This window comes from Pseudomonas sp. NFIX28, from assembly GCF_900107395.1.
Classification (GTDB): Bacteria; Pseudomonadota; Gammaproteobacteria; order Pseudomonadales; family Pseudomonadaceae; genus Aquipseudomonas.
This window is the reverse complement of the sequence record NZ_FNPW01000001.1, coordinates 754,565-773,402: the sequence shown is the minus strand read 5'-3', so window position 1 is coordinate 773,402 and position 18,838 is coordinate 754,565. Positions and strand designations below refer to the sequence as shown.

General features: G+C 65.5%; 14 protein-coding genes. 6 read left to right on the top strand and 8 right to left on the bottom strand.

The window, feature by feature from the left end; all coding sequences use genetic code 11:
* Positions 1-201: 201 nt before the first annotated feature.
* The 6 genes from BLV20_RS03335 to BLV20_RS03310 all read right to left on the bottom strand — a co-directional run bounded on the left by BLV20_RS03335 (position 202) and on the right by BLV20_RS03310 (position 8,677).
* Positions 202-1,683, bottom strand: coding sequence for a mannitol dehydrogenase family protein (locus BLV20_RS03335; protein ID WP_092296901.1), 1,482 nt, complete (start codon positions 1,681-1,683; stop codon positions 202-204).
* Between the two features lie 14 nt (positions 1,684-1,697).
* Positions 1,698-2,801, bottom strand: a complete 1,104-nt coding sequence (locus BLV20_RS03330; protein WP_092296899.1) for an ABC transporter ATP-binding protein — start codon at positions 2,799-2,801, stop codon at positions 1,698-1,700.
* A gap of 148 nt (positions 2,802-2,949) precedes the next feature.
* Positions 2,950-3,780: a carbohydrate ABC transporter permease gene (locus BLV20_RS03325; protein ID WP_092296896.1), complete on the bottom strand. Its 831-nt coding sequence runs from the start codon at positions 3,778-3,780 to the stop codon at positions 2,950-2,952.
* Positions 3,781-3,790: 10 nt separating this feature from the next.
* Positions 3,791-4,717 carry a carbohydrate ABC transporter permease gene (locus tag BLV20_RS03320; protein ID WP_092296893.1) on the bottom strand — a complete coding sequence of 309 codons (927 nt, stop codon included), beginning with the start codon at positions 4,715-4,717 and terminating at the stop codon, positions 3,791-3,793.
* Between the two features lie 127 nt (positions 4,718-4,844).
* Positions 4,845-6,116: an ABC transporter substrate-binding protein gene (locus tag BLV20_RS03315; RefSeq protein WP_371914295.1), complete on the bottom strand. Its 1,272-nt coding sequence runs from the start codon at positions 6,114-6,116 to the stop codon at positions 4,845-4,847.
* Positions 6,117-6,472: 356 nt separating this feature from the next.
* The gene (locus BLV20_RS03310) at positions 6,473-8,677 is read right to left on the bottom strand and encodes a TonB-dependent receptor (protein ID WP_092296886.1); all 2,205 of its coding nucleotides are present in this window, start codon (positions 8,675-8,677) and stop codon (positions 6,473-6,475) included.
* 220 nt (positions 8,678-8,897) lie between these two features.
* Between BLV20_RS03310 and BLV20_RS03305 the strand changes: the two genes are divergently transcribed.
* From BLV20_RS03305 to BLV20_RS03280, 6 genes are all read left to right on the top strand, one after another.
* Positions 8,898-9,914 carry an AraC family transcriptional regulator gene (locus tag BLV20_RS03305; protein WP_092296884.1) on the top strand — a complete coding sequence of 339 codons (1,017 nt, stop codon included), beginning with the start codon at positions 8,898-8,900 and terminating at the stop codon, positions 9,912-9,914.
* Between the two features lie 737 nt (positions 9,915-10,651).
* Positions 10,652-12,316, top strand: coding sequence for an AMP-binding protein (locus tag BLV20_RS03300; protein ID WP_092296880.1), 1,665 nt, complete (start codon positions 10,652-10,654; stop codon positions 12,314-12,316).
* 16 nt (positions 12,317-12,332) lie between these two features.
* Positions 12,333-13,094, top strand: a complete 762-nt coding sequence (locus tag BLV20_RS03295) for an SDR family NAD(P)-dependent oxidoreductase (protein WP_092296877.1) — start codon at positions 12,333-12,335, stop codon at positions 13,092-13,094.
* A gap of 8 nt (positions 13,095-13,102) precedes the next feature.
* Positions 13,103-14,293 (top strand): acetyl-CoA C-acyltransferase, encoded by a 1,191-nt coding sequence (locus tag BLV20_RS03290; protein ID WP_175540134.1) that lies wholly within the window; start codon positions 13,103-13,105, stop codon positions 14,291-14,293.
* A 9-nt stretch (positions 14,294-14,302) separates the two neighbouring features.
* Positions 14,303-15,430: an acyl-CoA dehydrogenase gene (locus tag BLV20_RS03285; RefSeq protein ID WP_092296871.1), complete on the top strand. Its 1,128-nt coding sequence runs from the start codon at positions 14,303-14,305 to the stop codon at positions 15,428-15,430.
* A 15-nt stretch (positions 15,431-15,445) separates the two neighbouring features.
* Positions 15,446-16,219: an enoyl-CoA hydratase gene (locus BLV20_RS03280; protein WP_092296868.1), complete on the top strand. Its 774-nt coding sequence runs from the start codon at positions 15,446-15,448 to the stop codon at positions 16,217-16,219.
* A gap of 338 nt (positions 16,220-16,557) precedes the next feature.
* Here the strand turns inward: BLV20_RS03280 and BLV20_RS03275 are convergent, their stop codons facing one another.
* Complete coding sequence (locus BLV20_RS03275; protein WP_092296865.1) at positions 16,558-17,709, bottom strand: acyl-CoA dehydrogenase family protein; 1,152 nt, start codon at positions 17,707-17,709, stop codon at positions 16,558-16,560.
* A 3-nt stretch (positions 17,710-17,712) separates the two neighbouring features.
* Positions 17,713-18,834: an enoyl-CoA hydratase/isomerase family protein gene (locus tag BLV20_RS03270; RefSeq protein WP_092296862.1), complete on the bottom strand. Its 1,122-nt coding sequence runs from the start codon at positions 18,832-18,834 to the stop codon at positions 17,713-17,715.
* Positions 18,835-18,838 lie beyond the last annotated feature (4 nt).

The following is an 18,838-nucleotide window of genomic DNA, read 5'->3' as shown; positions in this document are numbered from 1 at the left end:
CCTGAGTCCGCGGTCTGCCTGGCGAAACGCGTTGGCCGCCCTTGCGTCGGCTACGCCGCCGATCGCAGCCTTCGGCAGCGGCTACAGGTGCGACGGCGGTGTAGCCGCTGCCGAGCTCGCGAGGTTGCGATCGGTTGCGTAGCAATCGCAGAACCTGAATGCGCGATCTGCCTGGAGAAACGCATCGGCGACAGGCAAGCATCAGCGGTCCCGGGCCAATACCCGCTCCAGGGTGCGGCTCACGCCGTTGTCGCGCAGGCTGGTGTAGCAGCGTTCGAAGGCTTCGACAAAGGCGGGCGAATTGGGGATGGCGCTGCCGAAGATTTCCTCGACCGCCAGCAGCCGCTGACTGATCGCGCCGTCGTCCGCCACCAGCGCCTGGCAGAATGCGGCCCGTGGATCGGGAATGGCGTAGGTGTCGCCGTTTTCGTCCACGCCCTTGAGGTACAGGGCCCAGGCCGCGACTACCAGGGCGGCGCGCTCGGGGTTGCGCTCCTCGGCGATCAGGCGGTTGAGGGTCGGCACGGTGAACTTGGGCAGCTTCGACGAACCGTCGGAGCAGACCCGCTCCAGCTGGTCGGCAATCGCCCGGTTGGAAAAGCGCGCCACCAGGGTGTCCTTGTAGTCGCCCAGGTCGATGCCCGGCACCGGCGCCAGTTGCGGGGTCACGTCCAGGTCCATATAGGCGCGTATATAGGCGACGAACAGCGGGTCGGCCATGGTCTCGTGGACAAAGCGATAGCCCTTGAGGAAGCCCAGGTAAGTCAGGGCCAGGTGGCTGCCGTTGAGCAGCTTGATCTTCATCTCTTCATAGGGCGTGACGTCGTCGGTGAATTGCACGCCGACCTTTTCCCAGGCCGGCCGGCCGTTGACGAACTTGTCTTCCAGCACCCACTGCACGAACGGCTCGCAGACCACCGGCCAGGCGTCGTCGATGCCGTGCTGGTCGTGCAGCTGCAAACGGTGGGCGGTGCTGGTCATCGGCGTGATGCGGTCGACCATGGCGTTGGGGAAGCTGACGTTGGCGGCGATCCACTCGCGCAGGTCGGCGTCGCGCTGCCCGGCGAAGGCCAGCAGCGCCTTGCGCGTCACCGCGCCGTTGTGCGGCAGGTTATCGCAGGACATCAAGGTAAAGGCCGGGATTCCGGCTGCCCGGCGCTGGGCCAGGGCCGCGCAGAGAAAGCCGAACACGGTCCGCGGTTGCTGCGGGTGGGCCAGGTCGTGCTGGATCTGCGGCAGGTGGACCATGAACTCGCCGCTGCTGTCGTCGATGCAGTAGCCGCCCTCGGTGATGGTCAGCGAGACGATGCGGGTCTGCGGGCTGGCGAGTTTGTCGATCAGCGCCTGGGCGCCGTCCTCGGCCAGGAGCATGTCGCGGATGGCACCGATCACCCGCACTTCGGCGGCATCGCTGTCGCCCAGTTCGAACAGGGTGAACAGGTAATCCTGGCCAGCCAGGTCGTCGCGGGCGCGGCGGTCCTCGGCGCGCAGGCCGACTCCGCAGATGCTCCAGTCCAGGCCTTCGCCGGTGTTCATCAAGGCATCGGTGTAATAGGCCTGGTGCGCCCGGTGAAAACCGCCCACGCCGATATGCACCATGCCGTGCCGGGTTGCGGCCAGGTCGTAGGCGGGCAGGCGGACCTCAGGGGCCAGGCAGTGGAGGTTGTGTCTGTTGAGTTTCATCGTTCGGTTCCCGTTCAGGCGGCGGCGCGCAGCGGCCTGGCCACGGCCACGCCGTCGGCATCGAAAAGGTGGCAGTGCTCGGCATCCAGGTTCAGGCTCAGTTGCTGGCCATAGGCGCTGGCCAGGTCGCCGCGGATGCGCATGGTCAGGGCTTCGCCGGAGTCGGTGAGGACATGGCAGAAGGTGTCGCTGCCCAGGCGTTCGCTGACGTCGGCGGTGACCTGCAAGGCGCAATCGCCGGGGCGGGCCAGCTCCAGGTGCTCGGGGCGAATGCCCAGGGTCACCGGGCTGCCGACGCTCAGGCTGGCGCCGCTCTGCGGCAGCTGGATGCGGGTGCCGGCATCGAGCAGCACCTCGCAGCCCTGGCCATCGACCCGGTTCACCCGGCCCTTGAGAAAGCCCATTTTCGGCGTGCCGAGGAAGCCGGCGACAAACAGGTTGGCCGGGCTGTGGTACAGCTCCAGCGGCGAGCCGACCTGTTCCACGCGGCCGCCGTTGAGCACCACCACCTTGTCGGCCAGGGTCATGGCTTCCACCTGGTCATGGGTCACGTAGATCATGGTCGCCTGCAGCTCTTTATGCAGGCGCGCCAGCTCCAGGCGCATCTGCACCCGCAGCGCCGCGTCGAGGTTGGACAGCGGCTCGTCGAACAGGAAGATCTTCGGGTTGCGCACGATGGCCCGGCCAATGGCCACGCGCTGGCGCTGGCCGCCGGACAGCTGCTTGGGCTTGCGCTCGAGCATCGGCCCCAGTTCGAGGATGCGCGCCGCTTCGTCGACCTTCTGCTGCACCTCGGCTTTCGGCACGCCGGCCAGGTCCAGGGCGAAAGACATGTTCTTGCGCACGCTCATGTGCGGGTACAGGGCGTAGGTCTGGAACACCATCGCCAGGTCGCGCTTGGCCGGGCTGGTTTCGGTGATGTCGCGGCCATCGAGCTCGATGCTGCCGCCGCTGACCTCCTCGAGGCCGGCGATCAGCCGCAGCAGGGTGGATTTGCCGCAGCCCGAGGGGCCGACGAAGACCACGAACTCCTTGTCGCGCACCTCCAGGTCGATGCCCTTGATGATGGAAAAACCTTCGAAGCCTTTTTGCAGGTTGGTGATTTTCAGGTTGGCCATGATGGGCCTCCATGTTTCTGAATGTCGGTGTAGCCGCTGCCGCAGGCTGCGATAGGCACCGCAGGGGCCTCGGCGCCCGGGCGATCGCTGGCGAGCCTGCGGCTCGATCGCAGCCTTCGGCAGCGGCTACAGGTAGTGAGTCGTCTGGTTATTTCACGGCGCCGAAGGACAGGCCGCGCACCAGTTGTTTCTGGCTGATCCAGCCGAAGATCAGGATCGGCGCGCAGGCCAGGGTCGAGACCGCCGAAAGCTTGGCCCAGAACAGCCCTTCGGGGCTGGAGTAGGAGGCGATCAGCGCGGTCAAGGGCGCGGCGTTGGAGGAGGTCAGGTTCAGCGACCAGAACGCCTCGTTCCAGCACAGGATCAGCGACAGCAGCACCGTGGAGGCCAGCCCGCCCTTGGCGATCGGCAGCAGCACCCGGAGCATTTCCTGGCCCAGGGTGGCGCCGTCCAGCCGCGCCGCCTCGAGGATGTCCCGGGGGATGTCCTTGAAGTAGGTGTAAATCATCCAGACCACGATCGGCAGGTTGATCAGGGTGTAGATCGCGATCAGCGCGATGCGCGTGTCCAGCAGGCCAAAGCTCTTGGCCAGCAGGTAGATCGGCATCAGCACGCCCACCGGCGGCAGCATCTTGGTCGACAGCATCCACAGCAGGGTGCGCTTGGTGTTGCGGGTTTCAAAGAAGGCCATGGAGTAGGCCGCCGGCACCGCGATCAGCAGGCACAAGGCGGTGGCGCTGAAGGAGATCACCACCGAGTTCCAGGCGAAGGCGAAGTAGTTGCTGCGCTCGTTGATGTGCAGGTAATTCTCCAGCGTCGGCGTGAAGATGAACTGCGGCGGCGTGGCAAAGGCGTCGATTTCGGTCTTGAAGCTGGTCAGCAGCATCCAGAAGATCGGGAAGAAGATCAGGATCGCGATAATCCAGGCCAGGGTGCCGAGCAGCAGGCTTTGCAGGCGGCGGGATTGTTGCAGGGTCATGGCGCGCACCTCAGGGCTTGTCAGTCAGGTTTTTGCCGAGCATTCGCACCAGGACGATCGCGGCGATATTGGCGATGACCACGGCGATCAGGCCGCCGGCCGAGGCCATGCCCACATCGAACTGCACCAGCGCCTGGTTGTAGATCAGGTAGGCGAGGTTGGTCGAGGCGTAGCCCGGGCCACCGTTGGTGGTGGTGAAGATTTCGGCGAACACCGAGAGCAAAAAGATGGTCTCGATCATCACCACCACCGCGATCGGCCGCGCCAGGTGCGGCAGGGTCAGGTGCCAGAAGATCGCGATGGCCCCGGCACCATCCAGGCGCGCGGCTTCCTTCTGTTCCTGGTCCAGCGACTGCATGGCGGTCATCAAAATCAGGATGGCGAACGGCAGCCACTGCCACGAGACAATGATGATGATCGACAGCAGCGGGTAATGGGCCAGCCAGTCCACCGGCTGGGCGCCGAACAGCTTCCACAGCGCGGCGAGAATCCCCGACACCGGGTGGAAGATCAGGTTCTTCCAGATCAGCGCGCCCACCGTGGGCATGATGAAGAACGGCGAGATCAGCAATACCCGGACAACGCCGCGGCCGAAGAACTCGCTGGCCTCCAGCAGGGCGCTGATCAGCACGCCGAACACCACGCTGATCAGCAGCACGCTGCCCACCAGCAGCAGGGTATTGCCGGCCCCGGGCAAAAAGCCCGAATCGGTGAGGAAGTAGCTGAAGTTCTCCAGCCCGACGAACTGGTTCTCGCCGGGGTACAGCAGGTTGTAGCGGATCAGCGAAAAGTACAGGGTCATGCCCAGCGGCACGATCATCCACAGCAGCAACAGCGCCACCGAGGGGCTGACCAGGAACCAGCCGGGGTTGAGCAGGCGGCGCTTGCGCGCGACCTGGGGCATTTGCAGATGAGCATTGGCAGTCGAGGTATTCATGGCGATCACAACCGTCCAGGTGTGTTTTTCCGTAGGAGCGAGGCTTGCCCGCGAAGAGCCATGACGCCGTGACCGGATGGACCGCGGTGCGGCTATCGCGGGCAAGCCTCGCTCCTACAGACGAAGGTTATTTCGGGTAGCCGGCGCGTTTCATTTCGCGCTCGGTGGTCTGCTGCGCGGCGGCCAGGGCCTGGTCGACCGTGGTCTGGCCGATCAGCGCGGCGGAGAACAGCTTGCCGACCTGGGTGCCGATGGCCTGGAACTCGGGAATGGTCACCAGCTGGATACCGATGTAGGGCACCGGCTTGAGGGTCGGCTTGGTCGGGTCGGCGACTTTCAACGATTCCAGGGTCACCCTGGCGAACGGCGCGGCCTGCATATACGCCTCGCTGTAGGTGGAAGCGCGAGTGCCTGGCGGCACGTTGGCGATGCCGTCTTTCTCGGCGACCAGGGCCCCGTATTCCTTGGAAGTGGCCCAGGTGGCGAAGGTCCGCGCCGCGTCCTTGGCTTTGGAGCTGGTGGGAATCGCCAGCGCCCAGGAATACATCCAGGCGCTGCCCTTGTCGGTCACCTGCTGCGGCGCGTAGGTAAAGCCGACGTGTTCGCTGACCTTGCTCTGCGCCTTGTCGGTGACGAAGGAGCCGGCGACGCTGGCGTCGACCCAGATCGCGCACTTGCCGCTGTTGAACAGCGCCAGGTTCTCGTTGAAACCGTTGCTGGAGGCGCCCGGCGGGCCGGCCTTTTTCATGGTGTCGACGTAGAAGGCCAGGGCGTTTTTCCATTCCGGCCCGCTGAATTCCGGCTGCCACTGCTCATTGAACCAGCGCGCGCCGAAACCGTTGGCCAGGGTGGTGATCAGGGCCATGTTCTCGCCCCAGCCGGCCTTGCCGCGCAGGCAGATGCCGTACTGCTCCTGCGCGGGCTTGTTGAGCTTGCCGGCGAACTCGCCGATCTGCTCCCAGGTCGGGTGCTCGGGCATGACCAGGCCGGCGTCCTTGAACAGGTCGGTGCGGTAATAAGTCATCGAGCTTTCGGCGTAGAACGGCAGGGCGTACAGCGTGCCCTTGGCCGACAGGCCTTCGCGTACCGAGGGGAAGATGTCCTGCAGGTCGTAGGCGGCGGGCAGGCCTGCCATCGGTTCGAGCCAGCCCTTGGCGCCCCACAGCGCGGCTTCGTACATGCCGATGGTCAGCACGTCGAACTGCCCGCCCTGGGTGGCGATGTCGGTGGTCAGGCGCTGGCGCAACACGTTTTCTTCGAGCACCACCCAGTTCAGCTTGATGTCCGGATGCTCGCTCTCGAAGACCTTGGAGAGTTTCTGCATGCGGATCATGTCGCTGTTGTTGACGGTGGCGATGGTCACGGTCTGGGCGCCGAGGCTGACGCCGCTGAGGCTCATGCAGGTGGTGACAAGCAGGGCTGTAAGGCTGGGTTTCATCGTGCACTCCTCTTCCGCGCCCGGTGGGCGGCAGAAGGACGGTTATTGTTGTTGTGTCTTCCGGATGCTGGGAAGAATGTGCGGCTGATTACAGCCCTCAACGGCCGTGCTGACAAATCATCCCTGACACTTGAATCGATACTTTTTTGCACTGCGCTGAAAACGCTCTGCCGGCGCAAGCCGCCATGGGCCAAGGATTCACCGGTTCAAGCCGGGTAAAGCCTGAGAGATTGCGTATCGGTTTTTGCGGGGGCGGAGGGCGCCAATGGCAGCGGCGAAGCCCAGTGCCGACGGGGCTTCGCGCTGGAGGGAAGGGCTCAGAACGAATAGTTGGCCGAGAGGATCGCCGCGCGGGCGTCGCCGTATTCGATGGCCGAGGAGCGCGTCGTCGAGCCGCTCTGTTGGCGCACCCGCTCCACGTAGTCCTTGTCGAACAGGTTGTTGACGTTCAGTTGCAGGTCGAGGTTGTGGTTGACCTTGTAGCCGAGCATGGCGTTGTGCACCCAGTAGGCGTCCAGCTTGGCGCGGCTGCTGGAAGTGACGTTGCGCTCGCTGACATAACGGCTGCCGTAGCCCAGGGTCCAGCCGGCCGGCAGCTCATAGGTGGTCCACAGGTTGAACGAGCGCGGTGGCGTGTTGCCCAGGGCCTGGCCCTTGCGCGCGATGCCCGAGGCGGTGTTCGCCGCGTTGAGGGTTTCGCTGTCGAGGAAGGTGTAGTTGGCGAACACGTCCCAGCGCTCGGTGACATGCCCGGTGACGCCAATTTCGGCGCCTTGCACCCGCTGCTTGCCGGCCAGTTGGGTCGAGCCGTCGGCCATGGTTTCCCGGGCGTTGCTCTTTTCTACGCGAAACAGCGCGGCGTCCAGTTCCAGGCGCCGGTCCAGCAGCTCCCACTTGGTGCCCAGTTCCCAGGTCTGGTTCTTTTCCGGCGCCAGGTCCTGGTTGCCCTTGCTCAAGCCACCGCCGGTGGTGGCCAGGTTCTCGGCGGAAGGGTTGAAGGAGTTGCCCCAGGCGGCATAGATGCGTCCGTTTTCGCTCGGCTTGAACACCAGCCCGGTACGCGCGCTGGCCTTGTTCACGTCCGAGGCCAGGCTCTCGCTCTTTACATGGCTTGCCGAGTATTTGTCGACCTCGCCCTTGATCTTGTCGTAGCGCAGGCCGAGGTTGAGGTCCCAGCGCTCGCTCAGGGCGATGCTGTCGAACAGGTAATACGCCTGGCCCTTGAGGGCGGTCTCGGTGTAGCCGCTGGTGGTTTTCTTGACCGGGCCGTTCCAGCGCCCGGGTGGGCTGCCCAGGGCATAGCCGTTGCGCGGATACAAGGCGGCGTTCAGGCCGTGGTTGTAGGTCTTGAGGTCGAGGGTTTCGCGGGATAGCTCCAGGCCCGCCACCAGGTCATGGCGCATGCCGGCGAACTCGAAGTCGCCGAGCAATTGGGTCTGGTTGATCCACATCTCGGTGGTGGCGTCGCGCCCGTAGGCCTGGGGCCCGGCCGGGCGGTAGCGACCCGGCGGCAGGCCGCGGGTGTTGACATGGGACGCCGAGACAACGGTGTCGCGGGCGGTGCGGCTGTAGCGCGTGAGGTTCTGCAGGCGGAGGTGGTCGCTGAAGTCATGCTCGAAGTCGGCGGTGAAGGCGTCTTGCTCGATCTGTTCCTTGTCGAGGTTCTTCCAGCCGAAATAGGCGTCGCGCTTGACCCCGGCCAGCTTCTTGCCGTCAAGCGCCGGTACGCCGTAGTCCGGCAGGTTGTCGTCGCTCTGGTGGAAGGCGCTGAGGGTCAACCGAGTGGCGTCGCTGAACCCCAGGCGCAGCGACGGCGCGATGCCCCAGCGTTCGCGGTCGATTTGCCCGCGGTCGGGCACGTCGTTCCGATGGCCCATCAGGTTGATCCGCACCGCGCTATCCTGGCCAACGCCCTCCAGCGGCTGGTTGCTGTCCAGGGTCAGGCGTTGGTAATTGTCGCTGCCGAGGCTGCCGCCCAGGCGGGTGAAGGCCCGGGCCTTGGGCTGCTTGCTGATCAGGTTGATGCTGCCGCCGGTGGTGCCGGCGCCGCCGAACACCGAGTTGGGGCCTTTGACGACCTCCACCTGCTCGATGTTGAAGGTGTCGGAGCGGTGGGTTTGCGCGCTGTCGCGCAGGCCGTCGATCTGTATGTTGCTGTTGGCCGAGAAGCCGCGGATGTTGATGCTGTCCCCCGAGCCGCCACCGCCTTCGCCAGCGTTGAAGGTGATGCCGGAGACGTTCGACAGCACCTGGCGCAGGCTCAGCGCCTGCTGTTCCTGGATCAGCTTGGGCGGCACCACGGTGATGGTCTGCGGGGTGTCCAGCAGCGGCGCCACATACTTGGCGGAGGCGGAGCGTTCGGTCCTGGAGCCGGGTTGCTCGGCCTCGACCTTGATGTTGTCCAGTTGCAGGGGTTTTTGCCGTTCGCCGGCTTCGGCCGCGCTGGCGCAGGAGGCGAGGGCGAGGCCCAGGGTCGAGGCCAGCAAGCGATGCTGCGGCAGTGCGGGGTTTTTCGGTTGCATGGGAAGCGCTCTGTTTTGGTGAGAGCGAATCCTATTTGAGATCAATTGCTAATAGCGCTCGTGGGCGGCTATTCGCAGCGATCCGGCTAAATTTAGGATGTGTCGCAATGGAACTAGGTAAAAGTCGCGCATAGCATCGGATATATACCGCAAGCTGGCTTTTTGCGGGTCACTGCCTAAGATGGCCAGCCATCCTTTTTGCCGGAAACCTTCAAGCACGATGTCGGAAAAAGACACCATCTCCATGCAACTGGTGCGCGAAGCGCTGCTGCAAAGCTGCGCCCCCGGTGCCGCCAGCGACGAAGTGCTGCTCAAGGTCGGCATCGACCCGGAGCAGCTGGATGCCAGCACCGCCCGCGTTCCCGCAACCGCCTATGCCCGATTGTGGCGCCTGCTGGCCCGGCGCACGGACGATGAGTTCTTCGGCATGGACCCGCGCAAGCTGAAATCCGGCAGCCTGGAGTTCCTCTGCCGCACCGCCATGGCCCAGCCGAACCTGGCGGCGGGCCTGGAGTCGGGGCTGGCTTTCCTGTCGCTGATGTTCGAACGCCTGCCGGCGCAACTGGTGCGCCAGCAGAGCCTGGCGGAAATTGTGCTGCTGGAGGACGAGCGGGCACCTTGTCGCGCCTTCACCTATTTCACCTACTGGATGATCGTCCACGGCGTGGCCTGCTGGCTGGCCGGGCGGCGCATCCCGATCCTGGCCATCGAGCTGCGCTGCCCGGAGCCGGATTTCTGCGATGACTACCAGGTGATGTTCTCGCAGAACCTGCGCTTCGACCGGCCGCGCACGCGGATGATCGTCGCCGCCGACTGCCTGGACCTGCCGATCAAGCGCAGCTATGAGGAGCTCAAGCGCTTCCTGGCCCAGGCGCCGGCCAATATCCTGGTCAAATACCGCGACCCGCAGAGCCTGGCCAGCCGCATCAAGCACGACCTGCGCCAGTTGCCCGCCGCCCAGTGGCCGGAAACCGAGAGCCTGGCCCACAGCCTGTGCATGTCGGCCTCGACCCTGCGCCGGCGCCTGGCGGAAGAAGGGCAGACCTATCAGGGCCTCAAGGACGGGGTGCGCAAGGAGCTGGCGATCGTCTGGCTGGCCGAGCCGCAGATCAGCTTCACGGAGATCGCCAGTCGCCTGGGCTTCGCCGACGCCAGTTCGTTCTACAAGGCCTTTCGCAAATGGTCCGGCTCCAACCCCGGGCATTACCGCAGCCTGATCCTCAACGACCCAATCTGAGCGCCTGCCATGGATGTAGCCGCTGGCGCAGCCTGCGATCGGGTTGGGCGGTATTCCGCCGCAGCAGCCGCAAAGCCTGCCAACGCGCTTCTCCAGGCAGATCGCGGATTCAGGTTTTGCGGTTGCGCTGCAACCGGTCGCAGCCTCGCAGCCTCGCGTTGCTCGGCAGCGGCTACACCAACTCCTGTAGCCGCTGCCGAGCAACGCGAGGCTGCGATCGGCAACGCAGTTGCCGCAAAACCTGAACTTGCAATGCGTCAGGCAAAACCCATCACCCGGCCTGCGACCGCTGCGCAACCTCGGCGGCGGCCACACCAATTCCTGTAGCCGCTGCCGAGCAACGCGAGGCTGCGATCGGCAACGCAGTTGCCGCAAAACCTGAACTTGCAGTGCATCAGGCAAAACGCATCACCCGGCCTGCGACCGCTGCGCAACCTCGGCAGCGGCCACACCAATTCCTGTAGCCGCTGTCGAGCAACGCGAGGCTGCGATCGGCAACGCAGTTGCCGCAAAACCTGAACTTGCAGTGCGTCAGGCAAAACGCATCACCCGGCCTGCGACCGCTGCGCAACCTCGCAGGCTCGGCGGCTACAGGGGCTGGCCGCCATGGGTTTCTTGGCCAAACCAGTCACGCAACTTGAAAGCTTTGACCATTGTCCCGCCCGGGCTGTGGCGCCAGTATTTGCCCGATGTTTTTGTGGTTCCCATCCTAATAAGAACAGTGAGGGATTCTGGCAATGCGCGATTACCTGTCTGCCACGGCACACTTCAATTATCAGCACACCGTCGATGCTGCGCTGCACGGCTCCTTGTCGGCACTCAACGCCTGCGTCGAATGCTGTGACCGGCATGCCTTGCCGGGGCGCATCGCACTGTTCTGGGAGGGCCGCGACGGTAGCAGCGCGACCTACACTTTCACGCAATTGCAGGAGCAGGCCGCGCGCTTTGCCAACTTCCTGCTGGCCCAGGGCGTGCAGAAGGGCGACAAGGTCGCCGGCCTGCTGCCGCGCAACGTCGAACTGCTGATCGTGGTGCTGGCCACCTGGCGCATCGGCGCGGTCTACCAGCCACTGTTCACCGCCTTCGGCCCCAAGGCCATCGAACATCGCCTGGGCAGTTCCGGGGCCAAGCTGGTGGTGACCGACGCGGTCAACCGGCCGAAACTCGCTGAAGTGGCCGACTGCCCGACCATCGTCACGGTCACTGGCGCCAAGGGCCAGGGCCTGGTCCGCGGCGATTTCAGTTTCTGGGCCGAGCTGGGCAATTACCCGGCGCAGTGCGACCCCGTGCTGCTGACCGGCGAAGACCCGTTCCTGCTGATGTTCACCTCCGGCACCACCGGCCCGTCCAAGGCGCTCTACGTGCCGCTCAAGGCCATCGTCGCGTTCCAGAGCTACACCCGCGACGCCGTGGACCTGCGCCCCGAGGATGCATTCTGGAACGTCGCCGACCCGGGCTGGGCCTACGGCATCTATTTCGGCATCACCGGCCCGCTGGGCCTGGGCCACCCGATCACTTTCTACGATGGGCCGTTCACCCTGGAAAGCACCTGCCGGGTGATCAACAAATACGGCATCAGCAACCTCACCGGTTCACCGACCGCCTACCGCCTGCTGATCGCCGGTGGCGACGAGTTCGCCCGTTCGATCAAGGGCAAGCTGCGCATCGTCAGCAGCGCCGGCGAGCCGCTGAACCCCGAGGTGATCCGCTGGTTCGCCGACAACCTCGACGTGGTGATCCACGACCATTACGGCCAGACCGAAATGGGCATGGTCCTGTGCAATCACCACGGCCTCGACCACCCGGTGCATGTCGGCGCGGCCGGCTTCGCCTCGCCGGGCCACCGCATCGTGGTGCTCGATGACCAGCACCAGGAACTGGCGGTCGGCCAGCCGGGCATCCTGGCCGTCGATCGCAGCCAGTCGCCGATGTTCTGGTTCAACGGCTACCACGGCGTGGTGACCAAGGCCTTCGTCGGCAACTATTACCTCAGCGGCGACACCGTGGAGTTGAACCCGGACGGCAGCATCAGCTTCGTCGGGCGCAGCGACGACGTGATCACCACGTCGGGTTACCGGGTTGGCCCGTTCGACGTGGAAAGCGCGCTGATCGAGCACCCGGCGGTGATCGAAGCGGCGGTGATCGGCAAGCCCGACCCGGAGCGCACCGAACTGGTCAAGGCCTTCGTGGTGATAGGCGCCCAGTACCGCGCCACGCCGGAACTGGCCGAGGAGCTGCGTCAGTACGTGCGCAAGCGCCTGGCCGCGCATTCCTACCCGCGTGAAATCGAATTTGTCAGCGAATTGCCGAAAACCCCAAGCGGCAAATTGCAGCGCTTTATCCTGCGCAACCAGGAAATCGCCAAGGCTCAAGAGGCCACGGCGCACAAGGCTTCGGCCTGAACTACAGGAACTCATGATGCAGATCGAACACAAGGTTTTTCTCGTCAGCGGCGGTGCTTCGGGTCTCGGCGCGGCCACCGCGCAGATGCTGGTCAAGGCCGGCGCCCAAGTGATGCTGGTGGATCTCAACGCCGAGGCCGTCGCGGCCCAGGCGCAGCGGCTCGGCTGCCAGAGCACGGTCGCCGACATCAGCGATGAAGCAGCCGCCGAAGCGGCCGTGCAGGCCACGCTCAAGGCATTCGGCAGCCTGCATGGGCTGGTCAACTGCGCCGGCATCGTGCGTGGCGAGAAAATCCTCGGCAAGAACGGCCCTCACGCCCTGGCCAGTTTCAGCCAGGTGATCAACGTCAACCTGATCGGCAGCTTCAACCTGCTGCGCCTGGCCGCGGCCGCCATTGCCGACAGCGAGCCGAATGCCGACGGCGAGCGCGGGGTGATCATCAACACCGCGTCGATAGCCGCCTTCGACGGGCAGATCGGCCAGGCCGCCTATGCCGCCTCCAAGGGCGCGATTGCCAGCCTGACCCTGCCGGTCGCCCGCGAGCTGGCGCGCTTCGGCATCCGCGTGATGACCATTGCCCCGGGCATCTTCGAAACCCCGATGATGGCCGGTATGAGCGATGAAGTCCGCGCTTCCCTGGCCGCCGGCGTGCCGTTCCCGCCACGCCTGGGCAAGCCGGACGAATACGCCGCGCTGGTCGGGCATATCATTACCAACAGCATGCTCAACGGCGAGGTGATCCGTCTCGACGGCGCCTTGCGCATGGCCGCCAAATAAGGAGATTCATCATGAACCACGATCCTATCGTCATCGTCAGCGCCGTCCGCACCCCCATGGGCGGTTTCCAGGGCGAACTGAAAAGCCTGACCGCGCCGCAGCTGGGCGCCGCGGCGATCCGCGCCGCCGTCGAGCGTGCCGGGGTGGCCAGCGACAGCGTCGATGAAGTGCTATTCGGCTGCGTGCTGCCGGCCGGCCTGGGCCAGGCACCGGCCCGCCAGGCGGCGCTGGGCGCCGGGCTGGACAAGGCCACCCGCTGCACCACCCTGAACAAGATGTGCGGCTCCGGCATGGCCGCGACCATCGCCGCCCACGACATGCTGCTGGCCGGCAGCGCCGAGGTGGTGATCGCCGGCGGCATGGAAAGCATGTCCAACGCTCCCTACCTGCTGGACCGCGCCCGCAGCGGCTACCGCATGGGCCACGGGCGGGTGCTGGACCACATGTTCTTCGACGGCCTCGAAGACGCCTACGAGAAGGGCCGCCTGATGGGCACCTTCGCCGAAGACTGCGCCGAGGCCAACGGTTTCAGCCGCGAAGCCCAGGACGCCTTTGCCGTGGCCTCGCTGACCCGCGCCCAGCAGGCGATCAAGGACGGCAGCTTCAAGGCGGAAATCGTGCCGCTGCAGGTCATGGTCGGCAAGGAACAGCAAACCATCAGCGACGACGAGCAGCCGCCCAAGGCCAAGCTGGACAAGATCGCCGCGCTGAAACCGGCGTTCCGCGATGGCGGCACGGTCACCGCGGCCAACTCCAGCTCGATCTCCGACGGCGCCGCGGCCCTGGTGCTGATGCGCCGTTCCGAGGCCGAGAAGCGTGGGCTCAAGCCGCTGGCGGTGATCCACGGTCATGCGGCATTCGCCGATGCCCCGGGGCTGTTCCCGGTGGCGCCGGTCGGGGCGATCAAGAAGCTGATGAGCAAGACCGGCTGGTCGCTGGATCAGGTCGAGCTGTTCGAAATCAACGAAGCCTTCGCCGTGGTCAGCCTGGTTGCCATGCAGAAGCTGGAAATCCCCCACGAGAAGGTCAACATCCACGGCGGCGCCTGCGCCCTGGGCCACCCGATTGGCGCGTCCGGCGCGCGGATCCTCGTGACCCTGATCTCGGCCCTGCGCCAGCAAGGCCTCAAGCGCGGCGTCGCAGCCATCTGCATCGGCGGCGGCGAAGCCACGGCCATGGCCGTCGAATGCCTGTATTAAGGAACCACCATGCTGCCTAACGACGAACAACAGCAGATCAGCGACGCGGCGCGGCAGTTTGCCCAGGAACGCCTGAAGCCGTTCGCCGCCGAGTGGGACCGCGAGCATCGCTTCCCCCGCGAGGCCATCGGCGAGATGGCCGGGCTGGGCTTCTTCGGCATGCTGGTGCCGGAGCAGTGGGGCGGTTGCGACACCGGTTACCTGGCCTATGCCATGGCCCTGGAAGAGATCGCCGCCGGCGACGGCGCCTGCTCGACCATCATGAGCGTGCACAACTCGGTGGGGTGCGTGCCGATCCTCAAGTTCGGCAACGATGAGCAGAAGGAGCGTTTCCTCAAGCCCCTGGCCAGCGGCGCCATGCTTGGCGCCTTCGCCCTGACCGAGCCCCAGGCCGGTTCCGACGCCAGCAGCCTGAAAACCCGAGCGCGGCTGGAAGGCGATCACTACGTGCTCAACGGCTGCAAGCAGTTCATCACTTCCGGGCAGAACGCCGGGGTGGTGATCGTGTTTGCGGTGACCGACCCGGCGGCCGGCAAGCGCGGCATCAGCGCCTTTATCGTGCCCACCGACTCGCCGGGCTACAGCGTCGCGCGGGTGGAAGACAAGCTCGGCCAGCATGCCTCCGACACCTGCCAGATTCTCTTCGAGGACGTGAAGGTGCCGCTGGCCAACCGCCTGGGCGAGGAGGGCGAGGGCTACAAGATCGCCCTGGCCAACCTTGAGGGCGGCCGCGTGGGCATCGCCTCGCAATCGGTGGGCATGGCCCGTGCGGCGTTCGAGGCGGCGCGCGATTACGCTCGCGAACGGCAGAGCTTCGGCAAGCCGCTGATCGAGCACCAGGCGGTGGCCTTCCGCCTGGCGGACATGGCCACCCAGATCGCCGTGGCGCGGCAGATGGTGCATTACGCCGCGGCCCTGCGCGACAGCGGCAAGCCGGCGCTGGTGGAGGCGTCGATGGCCAAGCTGTTCGCCTCGGAAATGGCCGAGAAAGTCTGTTCCGCCGCCTTGCAAACCCTGGGCGGCTATGGCTACTTGAACGACTTTCCGCTGGAGCGCATCTACCGCGACGTGCGGGTCTGCCAGATCTACGAAGGCACCAGCGACATTCAGCGCATGGTCATTTCGCGCAATCTTTAACAAGGAAATCCATCGATGAGCTACGAAACCATTCTGTTGGAGATCAAGGACCGCGTCGGCCTGATCACCCTCAATCGTCCGCAGGCGCTGAACGCCCTCAACGCGCAGATCGTCAGCGAACTGAACCAGGCCCTGGACAGCCTGGAAGCCGACCCGCGGATCGGCTGCATCGTCCTCACCGGCTCGAAGAAAGCCTTCGCCGCCGGCGCCGACATCAAGGAAATGGCCGAGCTGACCTACCCGCAGATCTACATGGACGACCTGTTCAGCGACAGCGACCGGGTGGCCAACCGGCGCAAGCCAATCATCGCCGCGGTCAACGGTTTTGCCCTGGGCGGCGGTTGTGAACTGGCGCTGATGTGTGACTTCATCCTGGCCGGCGACAACGCCAAATTCGGCCAGCCGGAAATCAACCTCGGCGTGCTCCCGGGCATGGGCGGCACCCAGCGCCTGACCCGCGCCGTGGGCAAGGCCAAGGCCATGGAAATGTGCCTGACCGGGCGCTTTATCGATGCGGTCGAAGCCGAGCGTTGCGGCATCGTCGCGCGCATCGTGCCGGCCGACGAATTGCTGGACGAAGCGTTGAAGGTCGCGGCGCTGATTGCCGGCAAGTCGTTGCCGGTGAGCATGATGATCAAGGAAAGCGTGAACCGCGCCTTCGAAGTCAGCCTCTCGGAAGGCGTGCGTTTCGAGCGCCGAGTGTTCCACGCGGCCTTCGCCACCCACGACCAGAAAGAGGGCATGGCGGCGTTCATCGCCAAGCGCGAGGCGCAGTTCAAGGACCAATAGTCCAGGCTGTCGCTGGCCAGCAAAAATCGCAGCCTTGGCTGCGATTTTTTTGTGCGGTGTTTGTCCGGACGCTATCGCGGGCAACGCGTGTGCCTGTAGCCGCTGGCGCAGCCTGCGATCGAGGCCGAAGGACTCGCTGTCGGCCTTGACGCGGTTCCGCGTTGCCCGCCTTGCGACCGTCCTGGTCGATCGCAGGCTGCGCCAGCGGCTACATCGGTTGGCGGCGGGGGAAATGCTTTCGCGGGCAAGCCTCGCTCCTACGGGCGTGGGTGTTGATCGCTGTGGCGCAAACAACACAACCCCGTAGGAGCGAGGCTTGCCCGCGAAGCTCTTGGGGGTCACACCAGATAATGCTTCAACTCCCGAGCAATCAGCATGCGCTGGATCTCGCTGGAGCCTTCGTAGATCTGGGTGATCCGCGCGTCCCGGTAATAACGCTCCACCGGGTAATCCTCGAGGTAGCCGTAGCCGCCGTGGATCTGGATCGCCGAGGAGCAGACCTTTTCGGCCATTTCCGAGGCGAACAGCTTGGCCTGGGACGCCTCCGACAGGCACGGCTGGCCGGCGCTGCGCAGGCGCGCGGCATGCAGGATCAACAGGCGCGCGGCGTTGAGGCGGGTGTGCATGTCGGCCAGCAGGTTGGCGATGCTCTGGTGCTCGATAATCGGCTTGTCGAACTGCACCCGCTCGCGGGCGTAGGTCAGCGCCGCCTCGAAGGCGGCACGGGCGATGCCCAGGGCCTGGGCGGCGATGCCGATGCGGCCGCCTTCGAGGTTGGACAGGGCGATGGCCAGGCCCTTGCCGCGCTCGCCCAGCAGGTTGGCTTCGGGGACGGTGCACTGGTTGAGGGTCACCGCGCAGGTGTCCGAGGCGCGGATGCCCATCTTGTGTTCACTGCGGTCGACGACAAACCCCGGGGTGTCGGTCGGCACCAGGAAAGCCGACAGGCCTTTCTTGCCCAGCTCCGGGTCGGTCACGGCGAAAACGATGGCCAGCTTGGCGCGCCGGCCATTGCTGACGAATTGCTTGGCGCCGTTGATCACCCACTGGCCGTCCTTGAGTTCGGCACGGGTGCGCAGGTTATGGGCTTCGGAACCGGCCTGGGGTTCGGTCAGGCAGAAGCAGCCGATCGCCTGGCCGCTGGCCAGGTCCGCCAGCCAGGTCTGTTTCTGCTCCTGGCTGCCGAAGTTGAGGATCGGCCCGCAGCCCACCGAGTTGTGGATGCTCATCAGCGCACCGGTGGCGCCGTCGCCGGCGGAAATCTCTTCCACCGCCAGGGCGTAGGCCACGTAGTCGACATAGGTGCCGCCCCATTCCTCGGGCACCACCATGCCCAGCAGGCCCAGTTCGCCCATCTTCGCCACCAGGGCGTCGTCGATCCAGCCGGCCTTTTCCCAGGCCTGGGCATGGGGGGCGATTTCACCACGGGCGAAGTCCCGGGCCATGTCGCGGATCATTACCTGCTCTTCGCTCAATTCAATGTCGTGCATGGCTCAGCTCCGGCTCGGGTCGAAAGCGCTGAAGAAACTCGCCACGTGCGCGGCGTCCAGCGCCTGCAGGGTCGGCGGGTTCCAGCGCGGGTTCTTGTCTTTGTCGATCAGCAGGGCGCGCACGCCCTCGATCAGGTCGCCGCGCTCGAACCACTGGCGGTCCAGGTGCAGTTCCAGGGCGAAACAGTCTTCCAGGCTCAGCTGGCGGCCGCGCCGGAGCATTTCCAGGGTCACGGCCATGGCCAGGGGCGAACGGGTCGAGAGCAGGTCGGCGGTGCTGACGGCCCATTCATGAGTATTGCCCAGGGTCACTTCGCGCAGCTGTTGCACGATGCACGGTACGTCGACCTGGGCGAAGAAATGATCGATGGCCGGGCGCAGCGCCGCCAGCGGCGCATCCGGCAGTTGCTGCACGCCAAGCTTGGCCAACAGGCTTTGCAGGTCCTTGAGCGGAGTGTCGTGCCATTGCAGGCTGTCGAGGCGCTGGTCGAGCAGGCTCAGCTTGTCGCTCTCCAGGTACCAGTCCGCCAACCCGCAGTACAGGGCGTCGGCGGCGCGGATCTGCACGCCGCTGACCCCCAGGTAGGTGCCCAGCTCGCCGGGGATGCGCGAGAGGAAGTAACTGCCGCCGACGTCGGGAAAATAACCGATGGCCACTTCCGGCATCGCCAGGCGGCTGCGCTCGGTGACCAGCCGCAGGTCGGCGCCCTGGACCAGGCCCATGCCGCCGCCGAGGACAAAGCCGTCCATCAGCGCCAGCACCGGCTTGCGGTAATGGTGGATCGTCAGGTCCAGCGCGTATTCCTCGACGAAGAACTCCTCGTGCAGGGTCTGGCCGTTCTTGTAGCTGTCGTAGAGCGTGCGGATATCGCCACCGGCGCAGAACGCCTTCTCGCCGGCACCGCGCAGGACCACCGCGTGCACCTGCGGGTCCTGGGCCCAGGCATCGAGCTGGCGTTGCAGGGTGCGCACCATGCCGAGGGTGATGGCATTGAGGCCGGCGGGGCGGTTGAGGGTCAGGTGACCGATATGGTTGCGGACTTCGGCCAGCACGTCCTGTTGCGAGGCCTCCACCGGCGCGGTGCCGGCGTCTCGCGTGGCCTGGGATGGAACCTGAGCAGTCATCACT

Coding starts and splice junctions, on each gene's coding strand:
- BLV20_RS03315 (WP_371914295.1), bottom strand. CDS start 6,116: ATGAGCCTCAGCGGCGTCAGCCTCGGCGCCCAGACCGTGACCATCGCC.
- BLV20_RS03275 (WP_092296865.1), bottom strand. CDS start 17,709: ATGCACGACATTGAATTGAGCGAAGAGCAGGTAATGATCCGCGACATG.
- BLV20_RS03330 (WP_092296899.1), bottom strand. CDS start 2,801: ATGGCCAACCTGAAAATCACCAACCTGCAAAAAGGCTTCGAAGGTTTT.
- BLV20_RS03320 (WP_092296893.1), bottom strand. CDS start 4,717: ATGAATACCTCGACTGCCAATGCTCATCTGCAAATGCCCCAGGTCGCG.
- BLV20_RS03280 (WP_092296868.1), top strand. CDS start 15,446: ATGAGCTACGAAACCATTCTGTTGGAGATCAAGGACCGCGTCGGCCTG.
- BLV20_RS03285 (WP_092296871.1), top strand. CDS start 14,303: ATGCTGCCTAACGACGAACAACAGCAGATCAGCGACGCGGCGCGGCAG.
- BLV20_RS03295 (WP_092296877.1), top strand. CDS start 12,333: ATGCAGATCGAACACAAGGTTTTTCTCGTCAGCGGCGGTGCTTCGGGT.
- BLV20_RS03300 (WP_092296880.1), top strand. CDS start 10,652: ATGCGCGATTACCTGTCTGCCACGGCACACTTCAATTATCAGCACACC.
- BLV20_RS03325 (WP_092296896.1), bottom strand. CDS start 3,780: ATGACCCTGCAACAATCCCGCCGCCTGCAAAGCCTGCTGCTCGGCACC.
- BLV20_RS03310 (WP_092296886.1), bottom strand. CDS start 8,677: ATGCAACCGAAAAACCCCGCACTGCCGCAGCATCGCTTGCTGGCCTCG.
- BLV20_RS03270 (WP_092296862.1), bottom strand. CDS start 18,834: ATGACTGCTCAGGTTCCATCCCAGGCCACGCGAGACGCCGGCACCGCG.
- BLV20_RS03335 (WP_092296901.1), bottom strand. CDS start 1,683: ATGAAACTCAACAGACACAACCTCCACTGCCTGGCCCCTGAGGTCCGC.
- BLV20_RS03305 (WP_092296884.1), top strand. CDS start 8,898: ATGTCGGAAAAAGACACCATCTCCATGCAACTGGTGCGCGAAGCGCTG.